The organism is Streptomyces sp. NPDC048481 (assembly GCF_043200075.1).
GTDB lineage: Bacteria > Actinomycetota > Actinomycetes > Streptomycetales > Streptomycetaceae > Streptomyces.
In genome coordinates this window covers 329,135-345,423 of record NZ_JBICXC010000003.1, presented here as the reverse complement: position 1 = coordinate 345,423, position 16,289 = coordinate 329,135, and the positions used below count along the sequence as shown (strand labels likewise).

Here is a 16,289-nt window from a genome sequence, read left to right as displayed (position 1 = left end):
CCGCTCACTTCCTCACCGGCGCGGGGGAGGAAACGGGCCGGACGATCCCCCGGACGGCCCCCCCGGCGGGGTCCCCCCGGCCGCGACCAGGCCCGTCTCGTACGCGCAGATCACCGCCTGGATCCGGTCCCGCAGCCCCAGCTTGGCGAGCACGTTGCCGACATGCGTCTTGACCGTGTGGTCGCTGACGACCAGCTCCGCGGCGATCTCCGCGTTCGACATGCCCCGCGCGAGCAGCAGCAACGTCTGGCGCTCCCGCCCCGTGAGCTCGTCCAGGCGGGGATCGGGCCGGGGCGGCCGGGCGGCGGGCCGGGTGTACTGCTCGACCAGGCGCCGGGCGACGGAGGGCGCGAGCAGCGAGTCGCCCCGCGCCACCACCCGTACGGCGTGGACGAGATCGTCGCGGCGCACGTCCTTCAGCAGGAATCCGCTCGCGCCCGCGTGGAGCGCCTCGTACACGTACTCGTCGGAGTCGAAGGTCGTCAGCATCACCGTCCGGCAGACGCCCGCCGCAGTGATCGCCCGGCAGGCCTCGATCCCGTCGAGGCGGGGCATCCGGACGTCGAGCAGGGCCACGTCGGCCCCGTGCCGGCGCACCGCCTCGACCGCCTCCGCTCCGTCTCCCGCCTCGGCGACGACCTCGATGTCCGGCTGGACGTCCAGGATCATCGCGAAGCCGCTGCGCACCAGTTCCTGGTCGTCGGCCACCACCACACGGATCGTCAACGCGTCACCCCCGTCACGGACGGTACCGGGATACGGGCCAGCACCCGGAAGCCGCGGCCGTCCGGGCCCCGTCCGGCGGCCGCCGTACCGCCGTGCGCCGCGGCGCGCTCGCGGATCCCGACCAGCCCATGGCCCCCGCCACCGCCCCCGCCCCCGGAGCGCGGGCCGCGCCCGTCGTCCACCACCTCGACGCACAACTCCCGCGCCCCGTAGGCGAGCCGGACGGACACGGTGCGCGCGGCCGCGTGCCTGACCGTGTTCGTCAGCGCCTCCTGGACGATCCGGAAGACGGCGCCCCCGACCGCGTCCGGCAGCGGCCGCGCCGCCCCCGTCGTCGCGTACCCGACGTCGAGCCCGCTGGCCCGTACCCGGTCGAGTAGGTCGGGCAGCCCCGCGAGGCCCGGCTGCGGTGAACGCGGGGAGCCCTCGGGCGTCCCGTCGCCGCCCTCGCGCAGCACCCCCAGCATCCGGCGCAACTGCACCATCGCGTCCCGGCCCGTCTCGGAGATCGCGTCGAAGGCGGCCTCCGCCCGCTCCGGAGCCGTACGCACCGCCACCGGCCCGGCCTCCGCCTGCACGATCATCAGGCTCACCGCGTGGGAGAGGATGTCGTGCATCTCCCGTGCGATCCGGGCCCGTTCCCGTGCGGCGGCCTGCTCGGCCTCCACCCGCTGCGCCCGGCGGCGCGCGTCCGTCAGCCGCCCGAAGACGTAGGCCGCCGCGAACACGAAGAAGGCGAAGGTCAGTTCACGCGCCGAGCGGGTGTTGAGCCCCACCGACGCCGGGATGGCCACCAGCAGCAGGAGCACACTGGCCAGCCGCCGGGCCGGCGGTGCCAGCACGGCGATCGTGTAGACGATGACGAGCCCGGTGTACGGCAGCGGCTGGCCGGGCCCGTCGAGGGTCAGCTTGTACAGCGCGCTGGCCGCGATCACCGCGAGCAGGACGAGCACGGGAGCGCGCCGGCGCCAGACCAGCGGGACCACGGTGAGCGTGGTCAGCCCGTACGCGGGCCACGTCGCCGGCGGAAGATCCGCGGGGCGCGGCACCACGAACGGCATCGTCATCGCCGCCTGCACCAGCAGGGCGATCCCGACGTCGACCACGAACGGCTTCTCCGCCGCGAGCTCTCGCCACCGGCCCCACCACCCCCGCACCCCGCCCACCCCAAGTCCCCTCACATGGAAGCCAGTTCCGGCCGCGGCGGAACCAAGCCGCCCCACGGTAACGCCGAACGGACCTCGGCAGACGACGGGACGCAGAGACGTCCTGGTTCACAGGAGCCCTGGTTCGGAGAAGCCCTGGCTCAGCCGGCGTCCTGGACCGTGGGGGCGTCGGCCCGCGCGCGCCGCCGCACGAAACCGCGCCGGCCGGCCGGCAGCGCCAGGGCCGTCCAGCCGACGACGCCCATGACGAGAGTGGCCAGCCGGCCACCAGGGTCGACGTCGGACGCCGCCTCCAGAGGGACGACGCCCTCCGGGTCGCTGACGACCGTGAGCCGGTCGCCGACCTCCCAGTCCGGGTTGCTCCCGGCGTAGTCGAGGGTCTCCTCGAACGCGCCGCCCGACGCACGGGTCAGCGTGAACCGGTGGTTCGTGCCGCCGGCGGCGGCGCTGTCGGCCGTGATCCGCACGTCCGCCCGCACGCCCCGATGGTCGAGCGCGGCCTCCGGGGCGTACTGGACCGACCCGACGAGGACGAACACCGCGGGCAGCACGGAGAGCGCGGCGAGCCACCACGCGTGGTGCAGGAAACGCATGAGGACCACGAAGACGAGGCACCCGATGAGGCCCGTGACGATCGGGACGACGTCCATCCCGAGGGCGAGGTAAGCGATCCCGGTGTTGAGCGCGGCAACGAGCCACCCCACCCCCACCACGGCCAGGGTGAACAGGAAATACGCCCCCCGGCCCACGGCCCCGCCCTGCGATTTCGTCATGCTCACTGCACTCATCCGCGGCAGCATAACCAGGTGCCCCCGGCGGCGGGCCGGCCGCCGGGGAAGGGGCCCCGGCCTGCGGCGATCGGCGCCGAGCGCCCAGCGGCCGGCAGCCACGCCAAGTCTGCGCGTCCCCGGCATTCGTTCCCTGGCATTGCGATGCTCGTCGGACATTGGCTTCACTGTGGGGCATGGAACTTCAATGGCTGGACCGGTGGAGGGAAGACCACCACCGCGTCGGCACGGCAGCGGCGCGGGGCGAATGCTCCTGGGGCGCACCATGCCCCGCTCCCGCGGAGTGGAGCGTTCGCGTCGTGGACGCCCGCGGCGAGAGCCGGTGGGCTGCCTGCGCGGAGCACGCCGCCTCATCGCCAGTGCTGTCTCCCGGCTTGCCGACGACACGGGACTGAACCCAAGAAGCCAGACGGAAACCGAGACGGGCGGTTGCTGCAGAAGCGCGAGGACGTACTGTGCCGCCGGTGTCGCGGTGAGGCAGAGCGCGCGAGAGGTCCAGGGGGGACCATGAGGCAAGGAGGTCGCAAGCCGACGTCTACAACGAGCCGTACGAAGACGGTGCTCCGTCGAGCGGGAGCACACCTCGCCGCGATGCATCTGAGCGGAGCGCTGCTTCTCCTCACCGTCCTCGTGCCGTCGGCCTGGGTCGTGGACGCGTACGGGGCAGCTCCGACCCATGACCCTTCGGCGGACATGCCGTCTTTCGTGCTCTTCGCGGCGGTCGTGTTCGGCTGCGTGGGTTTCCACGTGGTGGTGCAGATTGCCTCAGGCCCGCTGGGCAGTTGGCTTGGCCGGAACCGCACGGCCCGGGTCAGTTACGTGCTCGTCCTGGCGGTGGCAGGTGTGCTCACGACCGTGTTTCTGTGCGGCTTGCCAGGGGCGTGGAACACCGCCCAAATCCTCCCCCTGTGGGCCGACTTCATGGCGCGCGGCTCGCTGGCCATGGCCGCGTACGTCTGGCTGAGCCGCCGCCGCCTTTGGCGCCGCCCTGCACAACGCCCTGTCGCCGCGTAGCGCCCGTCACCGCGGGGAGCCTGGGCACTCCGCGCTCGACAGACACGCCGACCTGTTGAGACAACCCCCAGGCCATCGACCGAGGCCATGTGTGGTTGCGGATGCGGGCGAGGCCGTCGAGGCCGTCCGCCCATCCCTGACCGAGGGTGTCGTACGCCGCGTACTCGTGCCCCGTCGATTGCCGGCGAGGGAACTCGACGCGTAGAAGGGGCCGAGTCCGATCGACATCCTGGCGCCACCACTGCCCACGCTGAGCCTCGCCGCACGTGGCCCGATCGAGGTGCGCACTCCACGAGTGGAGACCCGCACACTCATCCCGGGCACACCGACACGGAAACCGAACCCCATGACATCCCCCTCTCCCCAGGAACGGTCTGGCACCCGGACGGGGCCTGTGAGCTCGGCTCGGCTGGTCTTCGGCAACGGGACACAGGGAGAAGTGTCGGATACATCAATCCGGTACATGGACTACGGTTGGTACATGTCCATGAAGCGCACCAACGTCTACGCCGATCCCGAGGACCTGGCCATCATCAAGGAGGCCGCCAAGCGCCGGGGTATAAGCGAGGCCGAGATCATCCGCCAGGGCATCCATCTTGCGGCCATGGCGAACCGGGTCTGGGACGAGCCGCTGTTCTCGCGCACCTTCGAGGGGCCGGGTCGCACCCTGTCCAAGTCGGAAGTCCGCGACACGGTCGCCGAGGCCGTCCGGCGCGAGACCGGCCCGGACTCCGGATCAGCCACGTGATCATCGTCATCGCCGATACGTCCGGCCTTCTGGCAGCCCTGGACTCGGCTCATCCGGAGCACGCGGCGGCGAACGAGGCGATCATGGCGGCGGGCTTGCTGGTCATGTCCCCGCTCCTGCTGGCCGAGCTGGATCACGTGGCGACGCGCGAACTCGGCAGGGAGGCTGCCGTCAGCGCGGTCGACGACCTGCGGCGCTGGATGAGCCGCGGACGTGTCGTCCTGCCGGAGATCACGCAGGACCACCTTGCCGCCGCCCAGTCCGTCCGTGTCCGCTACCGCGCGCTGGACCTCGACCTCGCCGACGCGGTGAACGTGGCGCTTGCCGCCGACTATGACACGGACGCCATCCTCACCCTCGACCGACGAGACTTCCGGGCCGTACGCCCGTTGGGCAGCTACAAGGCGTTCCGGGTACTCCCCGACGACCTCCCGCTCTGACGCAGGGCCTTCGGCGGTCAAGCGGCCTCTTCCACAAGGGGCTCGGGCGCCGTCCATGAAGAAGCACGTGCGGGACGGGCGTCCCTCATCGCGCCCAGGAACGCGGGCTGTGGTCTAGCCTCCGACTCATCCACCAAAGTGCAGGTCAGCGCCGCGCTGCGGCGTGATGGGGCGCCCTCTCAGGGTGCGTGCCCTCTGTGCGCCCGAGTTCGCCGTGCGGGAGTACTCGCAAAACGCAGCAACGACTCCCCCAATGAAACAAGCCCCAGGCCGCTGACCTGAGGCTTCAAGAAGAGCGGGTGACGAGAATCGAAGTCGCGCTCTCGGCTTGGGACGCTTGAGTTCTCTGCGCATGGTTGCCACGCTGACCTCCGGTGGTCCGGCTACGGGACCTGACTTGGCCGATGACCTGGGCCCCGCCATTCCCCGCGATTCCCCGCACGATCCGGCACGGCTCTGGCACGACCCCTTCGTCCCGAACTCTCGGCCCAGAGGTCGTTGAGGTCGCGACAGCTGTTCAGCTGGCCATTGAAGGGTGCTGGCGGCCAGTTGCAGTCGTCGTGGTTGCCGTACTCGCTGTACCGCAGAGACAGGGCAGCCGCTCGGCCTGCTCGTACTCGGCTGCCTCGGAGCTGGGCTGTAGCTCACCTGAGGCGTCGGATCGCTCGCCGTCGGTTGCGGCAGCGCCTCTCTAGGCGGGGACGTACGGGTGCCTGAGCGGTGCTCCGGCCTGATGGAGACTGGTGAGGGCCAGCCGGTAGGAGGTGATCAGCCCGGTCTCCACGTAGTCCACGCTCAGCTCCTCGCAGTAGCGCCGGACGATGGTCCGGGCCTTGCGCAGGTTGGGGCTGGGCATGCTGGGGAACAGGTGGTGCTCGATCTGGTGGTTCAGTCCGCCCAATGCGATGTCGGTGAGCCGGCCGCCGCTGACGTTGCGCGAGGTGAGCACTTGGCGGCGCAGGAAGTCCGGGCGGTCTTCGCCGGTCAGGATCGGCATGCCCTTGTGGTTGGGCGTGAAGAGGGAGCCGAGGTAGACGCCGAACAGGCACTGGTGGACGGCGAGGAAGGCGATCGCCATGCCGGGCGGCAGCAGCCAGAACAGGACGCTCAGATAGACGACGAAGTGCCCGAACAGCAGCGCCCCGTCGAGCCCTCGGTGCTTCAGCGAACGATTGGCCAGCGCCTTCATGCTCGACACGTGCAGGTTGAAGCCCTCCAGCGTGAGGAGCGGAAAGAACAGGAACGCCTGCCAGCGGCCGATCAGGCGGGGGAGCCCCTTGGCGGCCCGGGCCTGATCCTGGGACCAGACCAGCAGGTCGGGGGCGAGGTCAGGGTCGAGTTCCTCATGGTTGGGGTTGGCGTGATGGCGGGTGTGTTTGTCCTGCCACCACCCGTAGCCCATCCCGACACCGGCACCGGCGATCCGGCCGGACACCTCGCTGGCCCGGCGCCGCCGGAACACCTGGCGGTGGGCCGCGTCATGGGCGATCAGGGCGACCTGGCCGAAGACGACGGCCAGGAAGCCGGCGACGGTGAGCGTCCACCAACTGTCGCCTATGAGCGCGACGGCGGCCCACCCGCCGACGTAGAGCGCGGCCACCACGGTGATCCGCACTGCGTAATAGCCGGGACGGCGCCCCAGTAGGCCGGCATCAGCGATCTTTCTCGACAACCGGGCAAAGTCACTGCCGGACGTCTCCGAGGGCGGGGGGCGGACCGTGGTGTTTCTGGTCATGTTTCTGAATCTCTCCGAAGAAGGCAGATGGTCAGGCGCCGCCTCGGAAGTTGCTGAGACCGGCCCACAGGCAGGGACGCGCTTCCGCCGTTGCGGATGCACATCGCGCGACCGCGGAGCAAGGACGACGTCTGCTTCGTCTGTCGACGGCAGCGCACACTTCGTCCGCATGCGGGTTCCCTGCCAGGCAGGTTTCACACCGCGGCAGGACAGGGCTGGCGGAGCGGTCCGCGCGCGCACGTTGAGGGAAGAACCGGGGACGGCCGATGAAGGGGGGCCCGGCTGATCACTGAGGGGCACTCATCACGGTGACCGGCGAGGTCCGTCGCCAGGCCGCGGTTTCCGTGATGAGAGCGGCGACGGTGACCGGGCCCGGGGTGTCAGTGGTGGCTGCCTCGGCCACCGCCTCCCGGACGGCGCGGGCGACTTGCAATGGATGGTGTCCGGGGGCGACCGCGAGGTGAACCTCGATGTGTCGGCCGGGTGGATCATCATGGTCCTCCACCCTGACCGGGCGGCTGCCCAGCACGGCGGTGAGGTGGGCGACGCCCGGCACACCCGCTGCGATGTCCGCCAGCTCCCCGACGAGTCCCCGCATGGACCCTGTTTCGGTCACCGGGGGCGAGCCCTGCGCGGCCGCGGCTTCCGGCGTGGGCCTCATGGCCGTCGCCGCGGTCGGAGACGTCATGCCCGCCTCCGGAACCTCAAGGAGATCCGTTACGCGCATGTCAGCCGTCACCGTGGCCAGCCCGAGCCGTTCAGCGGCCGCGCCCAGCAGCGCGCTCCTCAATTCGTCGGCGGTCTCCGGCAGCGGCCGCACGAGGGATGCGGCGAAGGCGGCATCGATGGTGAGCGGGCCAGGCGGTAGCGCGCTGGCCGGCGGACGGACGGCCGGCTCGGACACGGGTTGGAGCGGCGCCGACCCGATGCGCAGGGACTCCAGACGTACACCGGGGACCTCGGCGGCAGTGCGCCCGAGGGCCTGGACGGCCGCTTGCTCGGTGATCCACGTCCCGTCGTGGGGCCCGCCGAGCGGGAGCAGCCGGCCCAGGCCGAGCTGGCTTCGTACTGCCTGCGTCCACGCCTCGGTCACCTGCCTCGCTCCCTTCTTCTCCACGGTCGCGGTTCTCTTCCCGCGGCGCTCTGCCCGGAGTTCCGCGTGAGCTCGGGATAGGCGTCTCAGGCCTCTCGTCGGACCACCCTGTCTCACGCTCTACATTCGGGCAAAAGGTACTAAAAAGACTATAATCCGAGTGATGAGTGCTCTGTGGCCTCGCGAGGGAGGAATATCCCGATGACTGAGAACACCGGCGCCAGGCTCGGCGCTGCGCCCGGTTCTCGCGGCCGGACGACCATCGCCGATGTGGTGGTGGAGAAGATCGCCGGAATGGCGGCACAGGACGTCCGCGGCGTCTATGCCCTGGGCAGCGGATTCGCCCGCTCGATGGGATCCATGCGGGAGCGGATGCCCGGCGCCGGCAGCGGCAAGTCCGCCACGCGCGGGGTGAGCGTCGAGGTCGGAGAGCTGCAGGCGGCCATCGATCTGGAGCTCGTCGTCGACTACGGCGTCTCGATCACGGACGTGGCCGCCGCGGTGCGGGAGAACGTGATCTCCGCCGTGGAGCGGATGGCGGGTCGGGATGTCGTGGAAGTCAACATCACGGTCAGCGACGTGAAACTGCCGGACGACGAAGAGGACCAAGGGGAGGAGCGGCAGCGGATCCAGTAGCCGGGGCGGCAGCCCGCTTGAGTGAAGGAGCGCGAAATGAGCAGGGCCGTGGTGGGCTTGATGGCCGGAATGGCGCTGGGGTTCGCCGCGTATTTCGGTGACTTCTGGGCTTTCCTGCTGGTGCTGGTGCTGGGCCTCGTCGGTCTCGTCATCGGGCGGTTCACGGAGGGGGATCTCGAACCGGGCGACTTCGTCCGCCGCCGGGACCGGCAGGATCGGATCCGTGACGACCGGCGACAGGCTCGGGGAGACTGGCGGCGGTGAGCGGCGAAGCCGATGAGCGCCCGGGCGTCCCCCGCGGGGAGCGCGGAGCGACCGCCGTGACCGACCGGGTCGTCGCGAAGATCGCTGCCCGGGTGGCGCGCGAGACGCTGAGCCGGTTCGCCGACTCGTCCGGCCACGTACCCCCCGGCCGCCGGACGCCGCACGTGAGCACTTCCGTACGGCAGGCGCCGGAACCGACCGGCGCGGCACGGGACGCCGAGTCCGCCGCCGGACTGCGGGCGGTGCTCGGCGAGGCACGACTGCACATCACCGTCGAGCTCGGCTACCCGTCCGACATCGGCGAGCAGTGCGCCGCGGTGCGCCGGGAGGTCACCGAACGGGTCAGGGCATGGGCCGGCATGGAGGTGTCCGACCTCGCGGTGTCGGTCGAGCGCCTGCACTCGGCTCATACGCGGCACACGGACCGGGAGAGGGTGAGATGAGCGCGCACGCCTCGCGGCAGCCGGCCGGCGGCAGCGACCTCTCCTCCGGCCCGGGACAGACGGCGGCTCCGCCCGCCGACGGCACTCCTGGGGCGGCCGAGGGCGCGACGAAGGCGATCGACGGATCAGGCCGGTCGGCGCGCCGTTTCTGGTCGTCGCGGCGGATTCCCGCGGCCCTGACAGCCCTGCTGTCCGCCGCGGCCGTCGGACTTCTCCTGTACGACGTGATCGCGGTGCGGGCGGGCCGCACCGCGATGGAATGGCGGCGGCGGCTCGCCGAGGAACTGGCCACACGGCCCCTGGACGACGTCTGGGTGATCGTCGGGGCCGCGGTGGCGATGGCCCTCGGCCTGTGGATCTTCCTGCTGGCGGTGACGCCGGGACTGCGCCGGCTGCTGCCCATGCGGCGGCCCACCGGCATCCCCGGGACGGAGGACGTCCGAGCCGGGCTCGACCGCCGCGCCGCCGCCCTGGTTCTGCGCGACCGGGCCATGCAGGTGCCCGGCATCCACTCGGCACAGGTCGCCGTCGGCCGCCGGAAGGTGAAGGCCCGGGCCCAGGCGCATTTCCGCGGTCTCGACGAGGTCCGCGCGGACCTGGACGCCGAGCTGGGCGAAGCCGTGGCGTCCCTGGGCCTGGCCCGGCAGCCCGCCCTGGCCGTGCGCGTCCGGCGCCCCAAGAAGGGCTGAGGTGATCCTGATGCTCAATACGGTGAACCGGGTGCTGCTCGGGCTTCTCGGCCTCGGGCTGTTCGCGCTGGGCGGCGGCGTGCTGCTGGGCGCACTGGATCTGCAGCGCCACTGGAATTTCGACGTGCCGGGCTGGTGGCCCTTCCGCGGGCCGGACGACGTGGTGCTGGGCGCCTGGGGACGCACCCGGTGGCGGCAAGAGGACTGGTGGTGGCCGACCGTGATCGCGGTGCTGGCCGTGCTGCTGGCCCTGCTGCTGTGGTGGCTCCTCGCGCAACGCAGACACCGCCTGGACCGTGTCCTCGTCGACAGCGGAGACGGAGCGCCGGCCAGGCTCGACGGCCGCACACTGGAGAACGTCATCGAGGAAGAGGCGCAAGCCCTGGACGGGGTCTCGCGAGCTCGTGTCCGGCTGACGGGCCGACGTACCGCTCCGACCGCACGCGTGCGGCTGCTGCTGGAGCCTCACGCCGATCCAGCGCGGGCTCTTGGGCGGCTGAGCCGCCAAACCCTCGCGCACGCACGCGACTCGGCCGGCCTGGACCGCCTCCCCTCGACGGTCCGGCTCCGGGAAGCCCGCCACCGCGCCGAACACACCGTCTGAGATCCCTAGTGCTGTGACCGGGATGGTTCACCGTGATCGGAAGGCGGCTCGTGGGACGAGCGCACGCGAAACGGCTGGTATTACTGGGGCATGCAGGAAGAGACCGCACGCTCCGCGATCGACACCTTCATCTCCGCGTTCAACGCCTCGGACGACAGCTGTGTGACTGCCCTGCTCTCCCAGGCCCTGACCTCAGACGTGGTCTTCTGGGGACCGTTGGGTCGCAGCGAAGGAATCGCGGCGGTCGAGCGGTTCGTGCTGGACATCCGGCGCCACCCGGCGGGGACCGGCACGATGGTGCGCTGCTCAGCGGTGGACATGCCTGACGAATGGGCCCGGTACCAGTGGGTCTTCACCACGCCTGATGGAGGCCCCCGCCTGGCGGGAACGGACGTCGTCCATCTGCGACGGAGCCTCATCGACCAGGTCATCGTCTTCGCGGGGGAGATCGAGCCGTCCGCCTCCTGAGTCATCCTTCTGTCGCTGTCCTTCTCCTGAACTTGCCCCGTCGGCGTTCGGGAGCTGCTGTTCGCGGTTGGTCAGGCTGCGGTGTTGAGGGGGCGTCCGCCCCAGCGGATGCCCTTTTCGCTGCGGATGCGGGCGCGTTCCTTGCGTTGGGCGGCGAGTACGTCGGGGTGGCGGGCGTTGGTGTTGCGCCAGCGCAGGTAGCGGTGCAGTGCCTGGGTTTGCGCGGAGTGGCTGCGGTGGTGGGAGTTGGCCAGAGTGAACTGCTCAGCGGGCCGAAGTGGGCCTCGATCGGGTTGGCCCAGGAAGCGTAGGTCGGGGTGAAGCACAGCTCGACCTCGTTCTTCTTCCCAGCGGCGGATGTCCGCGCCGTGTGGGCGGAGGGGTTGTCCAGGATGATGTAGATCGGGGTGCCGTCGGGGCGGGCGGCGCGGATCGACTTGAGCGCGGCCAGGGTGTTGGCGGTGCCCTTGCGGCGGCGGTTGACGCCCCACAAACGGTCGTCGCCCACGGAGTAGCAGCCATGGAAGTAGGTGACGCCGTGGGTGCGGCGGTAGGTCGCCGGCAGCCGGTTGGGCTTGCCCTGCTTCGCCCAGCAGGAGCCTGCGGTGGGCCGGATCCCCAGGGACCCGAACTCGTCGAAGGCGAAGACCCGGTCCGGGAAGAGGTCCAGCACCCGCTCGATCCGGTCGAGCTTGGCGTCGCGATCAGGGCCGGGTGACTCCTTCCAGGTCTTGGTGCGCTGGAAGGTGCTGCCGCGGCACCGGAGCAGACACCGTAAGGCTTCACGGCCGATGCGGATGACACGTCCGTGCACTTTCGCAGGTAGGCGGCGAGCTTGCGGATCGACCAGCGGGTGAAGGGCTGTCCGAGCTTGCTGGGGCGAGTGACGGCCGTCCGGATGACGAAGTCCTCGTCGTCACGACTGAGTTGGCAGGGACGGCCTCCCGCCCACTGAGGGTCCAGACAGGCCAGGCCGATCTCGTTGAAGCGGTGGATCACATCGCGCACGGTGTCCTCGTCGGCCTGGACCAACTGGGCGATCACCGGCACCCGGTTCCCACCCGCCGAGGCGAGCAGCATCATCGCGCGCCGGTAGCGCACCGAACTCGTGCTACCCCGGCGCACGATCTGCTGCGGCTTCTGCCCCTCCTGGTCGGTCAGCCTGCGTACACGGACAGGCTCAGCCACCGCGCCTCCAGCGATCGGATCGGACGTCACCGCACATCCAACCGTCGCGACCACCAGCCCGGCGAACCATCCCGGTCGGAGCACTAGTCACGCCCTTATGGTGCGGATGTGGTGCGCGCCCCGTCTGCCGGTCTGGACAACAAAGAACCCCCGGGTCATCGACCTGGGGGTTTCATATGGAGCGGGTGACGAGAATCGAACTCGCGCTCTCAGCTTGGGAAGCTGATGTTCTACCATTAAACTACACCCGCGTAAGACGCCGGTCAGGACCGGTGTCGGAACGCTCCGTCACTCTACCTCATGCCAGGCCTCGGGCGCTGAAGCCCCGGGGCCTGAGGGCGTTTCGAGGGGAGGGATCCGGCTACACGAGGCCGGAGTTGGGGCGTACGGTGGTGCGGTACAAGTGGGCCGGGCGGGGCCGGAGTGCCGCCTGTGAGGTCGTTCTGTTCGTCCCGTAATGTGGCTTTCGGTGTCCGGCGAGCAGCAGCCGGACGCGGCTCTTGGGGAAGGGACTACAGGACTTGATGGAGCGCACCGTCGTCCGTTGTGCCGATGGGCACGTGTTCAGCACCGCTTCGTTCCCGATGCAGCAGGCCTTGCGGCTCGGTCCCGGGCGGCTCGTCCGGTGTCCTCGCTGCGCCCGGTTGCGCAACGCCGTACCGGTGACCCTCGACCCGCGTCACCGTGAGGAAGCGGTGGCCGTCGGGGAGCGGTAGGAAACCGACGGGCTCGTGGTTGGGCGCGTGGAGTCGTCCGATGGTGGTGGCTCCGCGCGCCTTGCGTATCCTCGGGACGTGCTTCTCTCAGACAAGGACATCCGGGCCGAGATCGACTCCGGACGGGTACGGATCGATCCCTACGACGAATCCATGGTGCAGCCGTCGAGCATCGATGTCCGGCTCGACCGGTACTTCCGGGTGTTCGAGAACCACCGGTACCCGCACATCGACCCCTCCGTCGAGCAGGTCGACCTGACCCGGCTCGTGGAGCCCGAGGGCGACGAGCCGTTCATCCTCCACCCCGGGGAGTTCGTGCTGGCGTCGACGTACGAGGTCATCTCGCTTCCCGACGACCTCGCCTCCCGGCTGGAGGGCAAGAGCTCGCTGGGGCGGCTCGGACTGGTCACGCACTCCACCGCCGGCTTCATCGACCCCGGTTTCTCCGGGCACGTCACGCTCGAGCTGTCCAACCTCGCCACGCTGCCGATCAAGCTCTGGCCCGGCATGAAGATCGGCCAGCTGTGCATGTTCCGGCTGACCTCGCCCGCCGAGGCCCCGTACGGCAGTGAGCGGTACGGATCCCGGTACCAGGGCCAGCGCGGTCCGACGGCCTCCCGGTCCTTCATGAACTTCCACCGGACCCAGGTGTGACCGGCCCCGCGGGCGGCGGCAGCGGGCCGGCGCGGGAGAACCTCACGTACGAGCAGTTCGGGACGGCCGTGCGCGAGCTGGCCCAGGCCGTCGCCGACGACGGGTACGTCCCGGACGTCATCCTCAGCATCGCCCGCGGCGGTGTCTTCGTCGCCGGCGGGCTCGCCTACGCCCTCGACTGCAAGAACATCCACCTGGTCAACGTCGAGTTCTACACCGGCGTCGGGACCACGCTGGACATACCGGTCATGCTCGCGCCCGTCCCCGACGTGATCGACTTCTCCGACAAGAGGGTCCTCATCACCGACGACGTCGCCGACACGGGCAAGACGCTGAAGCTGGTGCGCGACTTCTGCCTGGACGCCGTCGCGGAGGTGCGCAGCGCCGTCGTCTACGAGAAGTCGCAGTCGCTCGTGAAGTGCGAGTACGTGTGGAAGCGGACCGACGACTGGATCAACTTCCCGTGGAGCGTGCTGCCCGTCGTGCGCGGGGCGGGTGAGCCGGTCACGCCGTCCAGGGAGGCGCTGTGAGCTTGGGCTCGGCGGGGTCGGCGCACGACGGGCGGGGGAACGCCCCTCACCTCTTGTGCAGCGTTTTGACGCCGTCCGGCTCGAAGTCGTAGACGTAGTCGTTGAGGCGGAGGCCGTCGACCGCGCCGATCCACATGAAGTCGCGGCCCTTGCCCACGGCGACCGTGAGGACGGTCGGCCTGGCGTTGCGGGTCGTGAACGCCGCCTTCAGCGCGGCGAAGGTGCAGCGGGCGGCCTGCGTGCAGCCCGTCGTGGTGCCGGTGGCGCCCGTGAGGTACCAGTAGCCGGTCGTCGTGGCGTCGATGAACGGGCTCCAGGCGTTGGTCACGGGGGACGCGGCCGGCACCCACACCAGCGTGGAGTAGTCGTCGGTGGAGTTCACGTTCGGGTCGATCTCGAACCTGATGTTCGGCATGTTCGTCGGGCCGCCGTACGTGACGTTCTCGCCGCTCTGGAACACGTGGAAGCCGACCCGCCGCAGCCCCAGCAGTGACTTGCCGTAGAAGTCGACCTCGTTGCCGAAATCGACCTTCTCGCTGGGCGGCGACAGGGTGGTGGAGTCGTCGGCGACCTCGATGCCGAGGCTGCCCCGGCCGTACGGCGGTCTCGCGGAGGTGCCCGCCACGCCGAAGGAGCCGTACGGGCCGTTGCGGAGGGCGGCGACCGGGGAGCCGATCGTGTTGCGGGTGATCACGCCCCAGTGGTCCACCGGGGTCCGGCCGTCGTCGGTGCCGGCCACGGCCGACCCCGGAAGGAACGCGGAGACGAGGGCGACCAGCAGGGCGCCGACGAGCACCGACCAGCGACCTGCGCCAAAGCGGCGGGTGGTGGACCGGCCGGTGCCGGACCATTTCGCGGCGGACCTGCCTACGGCATAGCGAGCTTTCACGCGCACTCCCCGGGAGACGAGTAGAGGTGGAAGGGAGTGGTCACGTTATCTGACGCTCCGTAGTCATGGTGATGCGACATGCGGCTTATGTGACCTGATTGGGTGCGGACGGGTGGCCGTTCGTCACCTTGTGTGCAGAGGGGCCGATCGGGCCGATGGGGTCGGGCGGTGACTCGGCATGCGGGAGGCCCCCGGGACCGTCGTCCGCGGGGGCCTCTCGGGGGCTGCGTGCTAGAAGGTGCCCAGCTTCACGATGGACAGCAGGGCGATCAGCTGGATCGACGACGCGCCGAGCGCCTTCGGCCACGGCAGGTCGTGGGAGCGGCTGACCATCAGGGTGAGGAGGGCGCCGGCCGCCACCCAGGTCGCCCAGCCCAGCAGCTGCACGAACGAGGCGTCGCCGCCGAAGAACATCGCGAAGACGAGGCGCGGCGCGTCCGTGAGGGACATGATCAGCATGGAGAGGCCGACCGTGGGCTGCCAGGCGCCGTCTCCGCCGAGCTGGCGGGCCAGGGTGTGGGTGACCACGCCCAGGATGAAGGAGCTGAGCACCATCGCCACGGCCGTCGTCAGGACGATCGGGATGGCGTTGGAGAGGGTCGCGTTGATCGCGTCCTCGCGGGCGCCGTCGAAGCCGAACACGGCGAGCAGTCCGTAGAGGAACGTGACGACGAGGGCGGGGCCCCACATCGTGTAGTCCCGCATCTGAAGGAAGGTCTGCTTGGGGGCGAGGACGATGCCCTTGAGCAGCTCCTTCCAGTGCAGGCGCGGGCCGACGGGTCCGGCCGGGGCCGAGCCGGCGCGGTACGTACCGCCCTGGCCGTACTGGTCGTACTGGTCGTAGCGGTTGTGCTCGTCGATCGAGAAGGCCTGGGTGTGGCCGGGGTTGTTCGCGGCGTACGGGTCGTGCGGGGCGCCGCCCGGGGCGCCTGTGCCGAGGTTCCCGTAGGCGTCGCCGCCGAAGTACTCCGGCTCGTCGCCGTTGCGGCCTCCGTGACCGCGGCCGTCGGCCTGCGGCCACTGGCCGCCGCCCGCGCCGCCGTACTGCGGCCGCTGGGGCGGGTAGGGCTGCTGGGCAGACGGGTAGCCGTAGGACGGCCCCGAGGGACCCGACGGCCCTGAGGGGCCTGCCGGGCCCGAGGGCCGCGACGGTCCCTGGGGCGCCTGCTGCCCGTACGGAGGGTGTTGCGGTCGCGTTTGCGGGGCGCGGTTGTCCCGGCCGCCGCGTCCGATCCTGAATCCAGCCACGCCTTCGAACGTACCTGGTCCCGTCGAGTGACGTGCCGGGGCCGCCGTCGGCGAACGGCTTTGCTGCCGAGCTGTGACATCCCCTAAGGGGAGCAACGGTGCTGGAGGCAGGGGTTGTTCAGGGGTCCGCCCCGGGGGCCGTCGACCCGGTCGCCGAGAGGGGAGTGAGGCGGGCGGGGAGGGGGCGCCGGGAGGGCGCAGAGGGGCGTCGACGGGGACGGGGAGGCCGGGAACGGGGTCGCCCCCGCGT

The 16,289-nt window shown here is 70.6% G+C and carries 19 protein-coding genes, 1 tRNA gene and 1 pseudogene; 12 read left to right on the top strand and 9 right to left on the bottom strand.

Features of this window, described 5'->3' with window-relative positions:
- Positions 1-12 precede the first annotated feature (12 nt).
- From ACGFSH_RS12215 to ACGFSH_RS12205, 3 genes are all read right to left on the bottom strand, one after another.
- Complete coding sequence (locus tag ACGFSH_RS12215) at positions 13-726, bottom strand: response regulator (RefSeq protein ID WP_393347504.1); 714 nt, start codon at positions 724-726, stop codon at positions 13-15.
- A complete protein-coding gene (locus ACGFSH_RS12210) occupies positions 723-1,793 on the bottom strand; it encodes a histidine kinase (protein WP_393348106.1) in 1,071 nt (356 codons plus the stop codon). Before ACGFSH_RS12210 ends, ACGFSH_RS12215 begins: the two co-directional genes overlap by 4 nt.
- 239 nt (positions 1,794-2,032) lie before the next feature.
- Positions 2,033-2,680 carry a hypothetical protein gene (locus ACGFSH_RS12205; protein WP_393347502.1) on the bottom strand — a complete coding sequence of 216 codons (648 nt, stop codon included), beginning with the start codon at positions 2,678-2,680 and terminating at the stop codon, positions 2,033-2,035.
- Positions 2,681-3,271: 591 nt separating this feature from the next.
- Between ACGFSH_RS12205 and ACGFSH_RS12200 the strand changes: the two genes are divergently transcribed.
- The 3 genes from ACGFSH_RS12200 to ACGFSH_RS12190 all read left to right on the top strand — a co-directional run bounded on the left by ACGFSH_RS12200 (position 3,272) and on the right by ACGFSH_RS12190 (position 4,882).
- A complete protein-coding gene (locus ACGFSH_RS12200) occupies positions 3,272-3,694 on the top strand; it encodes a hypothetical protein (protein WP_393347500.1) in 423 nt (140 codons plus the stop codon).
- 481 nt (positions 3,695-4,175) lie between these two features.
- The gene (locus tag ACGFSH_RS12195; protein ID WP_393347499.1) at positions 4,176-4,442 is read left to right on the top strand and encodes a CopG family transcriptional regulator; all 267 of its coding nucleotides are present in this window, start codon (positions 4,176-4,178) and stop codon (positions 4,440-4,442) included.
- Complete coding sequence (locus ACGFSH_RS12190; RefSeq protein ID WP_393347497.1) at positions 4,439-4,882, top strand: PIN domain-containing protein; 444 nt, start codon at positions 4,439-4,441, stop codon at positions 4,880-4,882. The genes ACGFSH_RS12195 and ACGFSH_RS12190 overlap by 4 nt, the downstream gene beginning before the upstream one ends.
- Before the next feature lie 691 nt (positions 4,883-5,573).
- Here the strand turns inward: ACGFSH_RS12190 and ACGFSH_RS12185 are convergent.
- On the bottom strand, positions 5,574-6,617 hold the full coding sequence (locus ACGFSH_RS12185; RefSeq protein WP_393347495.1) for a fatty acid desaturase family protein: 1,044 nt from the start codon (positions 6,615-6,617) through the stop codon (positions 5,574-5,576).
- Positions 6,618-6,903: 286 nt separating this feature from the next.
- Positions 6,904-7,710, bottom strand: coding sequence for a hypothetical protein (locus ACGFSH_RS12180; RefSeq protein ID WP_393347493.1), 807 nt, complete (start codon positions 7,708-7,710; stop codon positions 6,904-6,906).
- A 201-nt stretch (positions 7,711-7,911) separates the two neighbouring features.
- Between ACGFSH_RS12180 and ACGFSH_RS12175 the strand changes: the two genes are divergently transcribed.
- The 6 genes from ACGFSH_RS12175 to ACGFSH_RS12150 all read left to right on the top strand — a co-directional run bounded on the left by ACGFSH_RS12175 (position 7,912) and on the right by ACGFSH_RS12150 (position 10,814).
- Entirely contained in the window at positions 7,912-8,346 is a 435-nt protein-coding gene (locus ACGFSH_RS12175) for an Asp23/Gls24 family envelope stress response protein (RefSeq protein WP_393347491.1), read from the top strand.
- Positions 8,347-8,382: 36 nt separating this feature from the next.
- Positions 8,383-8,610, top strand: a complete 228-nt coding sequence (locus tag ACGFSH_RS12170; RefSeq protein ID WP_351472778.1) for a hypothetical protein — start codon at positions 8,383-8,385, stop codon at positions 8,608-8,610.
- Positions 8,607-9,053, top strand: a complete 447-nt coding sequence (locus tag ACGFSH_RS12165) for an Asp23/Gls24 family envelope stress response protein (protein ID WP_393347489.1) — start codon at positions 8,607-8,609, stop codon at positions 9,051-9,053. The genes ACGFSH_RS12170 and ACGFSH_RS12165 overlap by 4 nt, the downstream gene beginning before the upstream one ends.
- Positions 9,050-9,742, top strand: a complete 693-nt coding sequence (locus ACGFSH_RS12160; RefSeq protein ID WP_393347487.1) for a DUF6286 domain-containing protein — start codon at positions 9,050-9,052, stop codon at positions 9,740-9,742. Before ACGFSH_RS12165 ends, ACGFSH_RS12160 begins: the two co-directional genes overlap by 4 nt.
- 10 nt (positions 9,743-9,752) lie before the next feature.
- Entirely contained in the window at positions 9,753-10,346 is a 594-nt protein-coding gene (amaP, locus tag ACGFSH_RS12155; protein WP_393347485.1) for an alkaline shock response membrane anchor protein AmaP, read from the top strand.
- Between the two features lie 90 nt (positions 10,347-10,436).
- The gene (locus ACGFSH_RS12150) at positions 10,437-10,814 is read left to right on the top strand and encodes a nuclear transport factor 2 family protein (protein ID WP_393347483.1); all 378 of its coding nucleotides are present in this window, start codon (positions 10,437-10,439) and stop codon (positions 10,812-10,814) included.
- A gap of 71 nt (positions 10,815-10,885) precedes the next feature.
- Here the strand turns inward: ACGFSH_RS12150 and ACGFSH_RS12145 are convergent.
- Both ACGFSH_RS12145 and ACGFSH_RS12140 read right to left on the bottom strand, forming a co-directional pair.
- Positions 10,886-12,002, bottom strand: a pseudogene (locus tag ACGFSH_RS12145) (IS630 family transposase).
- Between the two features lie 177 nt (positions 12,003-12,179).
- Positions 12,180-12,253 (bottom strand) — tRNA-Gly (locus tag ACGFSH_RS12140).
- A 273-nt stretch (positions 12,254-12,526) separates the two neighbouring features.
- Between ACGFSH_RS12140 and ACGFSH_RS12135 the strand changes: the two genes are divergently transcribed.
- The 3 genes from ACGFSH_RS12135 (at position 12,527) to ACGFSH_RS12125 (ending at position 13,902) form a co-directional block, all read left to right on the top strand.
- Positions 12,527-12,718: a hypothetical protein gene (locus tag ACGFSH_RS12135; protein WP_393347481.1), complete on the top strand. Its 192-nt coding sequence runs from the start codon at positions 12,527-12,529 to the stop codon at positions 12,716-12,718.
- Between the two features lie 78 nt (positions 12,719-12,796).
- On the top strand, positions 12,797-13,372 hold the full coding sequence (gene dcd, locus ACGFSH_RS12130; RefSeq protein ID WP_393347479.1) for a dCTP deaminase: 576 nt from the start codon (positions 12,797-12,799) through the stop codon (positions 13,370-13,372).
- Positions 13,369-13,902, top strand: a complete 534-nt coding sequence (locus ACGFSH_RS12125; RefSeq protein WP_393347478.1) for a phosphoribosyltransferase — start codon at positions 13,369-13,371, stop codon at positions 13,900-13,902. The genes dcd and ACGFSH_RS12125 overlap by 4 nt, the downstream gene beginning before the upstream one ends.
- A gap of 46 nt (positions 13,903-13,948) precedes the next feature.
- Here the strand turns inward: ACGFSH_RS12125 and ACGFSH_RS12120 are convergent, their stop codons facing one another.
- The gene (locus tag ACGFSH_RS12120; protein ID WP_393347476.1) at positions 13,949-14,791 is read right to left on the bottom strand and encodes a hypothetical protein; all 843 of its coding nucleotides are present in this window, start codon (positions 14,789-14,791) and stop codon (positions 13,949-13,951) included.
- A gap of 231 nt (positions 14,792-15,022) precedes the next feature.
- Positions 15,023-16,039, bottom strand: coding sequence for a Yip1 family protein (locus ACGFSH_RS12115; protein WP_393347474.1), 1,017 nt, complete (start codon positions 16,037-16,039; stop codon positions 15,023-15,025).
- Positions 16,040-16,289 lie beyond the last annotated feature (250 nt).

What these genes read in the sequence shown, in the direction of transcription:
- ACGFSH_RS12210 (WP_393348106.1), bottom strand. Translation starts at nt 1,793, where the DNA reads ATGACGATGCCGTTCGTGGTGCCGCGCCCCGCGGATCTTCCGCCGGCG.
- ACGFSH_RS12205 (WP_393347502.1), bottom strand. Translation starts at nt 2,680, where the DNA reads ATGAGTGCAGTGAGCATGACGAAATCGCAGGGCGGGGCCGTGGGCCGG.
- ACGFSH_RS12200 (WP_393347500.1), top strand. Translation starts at nt 3,272, where the DNA reads ATGCATCTGAGCGGAGCGCTGCTTCTCCTCACCGTCCTCGTGCCGTCG.
- ACGFSH_RS12195 (WP_393347499.1), top strand. Translation starts at nt 4,176, where the DNA reads ATGTCCATGAAGCGCACCAACGTCTACGCCGATCCCGAGGACCTGGCC.
- ACGFSH_RS12185 (WP_393347495.1), bottom strand. Translation starts at nt 6,617, where the DNA reads ATGACCAGAAACACCACGGTCCGCCCCCCGCCCTCGGAGACGTCCGGC.
- ACGFSH_RS12175 (WP_393347491.1), top strand. Translation starts at nt 7,912, where the DNA reads ATGACTGAGAACACCGGCGCCAGGCTCGGCGCTGCGCCCGGTTCTCGC.
- ACGFSH_RS12170 (WP_351472778.1), top strand. Translation starts at nt 8,383, where the DNA reads ATGAGCAGGGCCGTGGTGGGCTTGATGGCCGGAATGGCGCTGGGGTTC.
- ACGFSH_RS12160 (WP_393347487.1), top strand. Translation starts at nt 9,050, where the DNA reads ATGAGCGCGCACGCCTCGCGGCAGCCGGCCGGCGGCAGCGACCTCTCC.
- amaP (WP_393347485.1), top strand. Translation starts at nt 9,753, where the DNA reads ATGCTCAATACGGTGAACCGGGTGCTGCTCGGGCTTCTCGGCCTCGGG.
- ACGFSH_RS12150 (WP_393347483.1), top strand. Translation starts at nt 10,437, where the DNA reads ATGCAGGAAGAGACCGCACGCTCCGCGATCGACACCTTCATCTCCGCG.
- ACGFSH_RS12135 (WP_393347481.1), top strand. Translation starts at nt 12,527, where the DNA reads ATGGAGCGCACCGTCGTCCGTTGTGCCGATGGGCACGTGTTCAGCACC.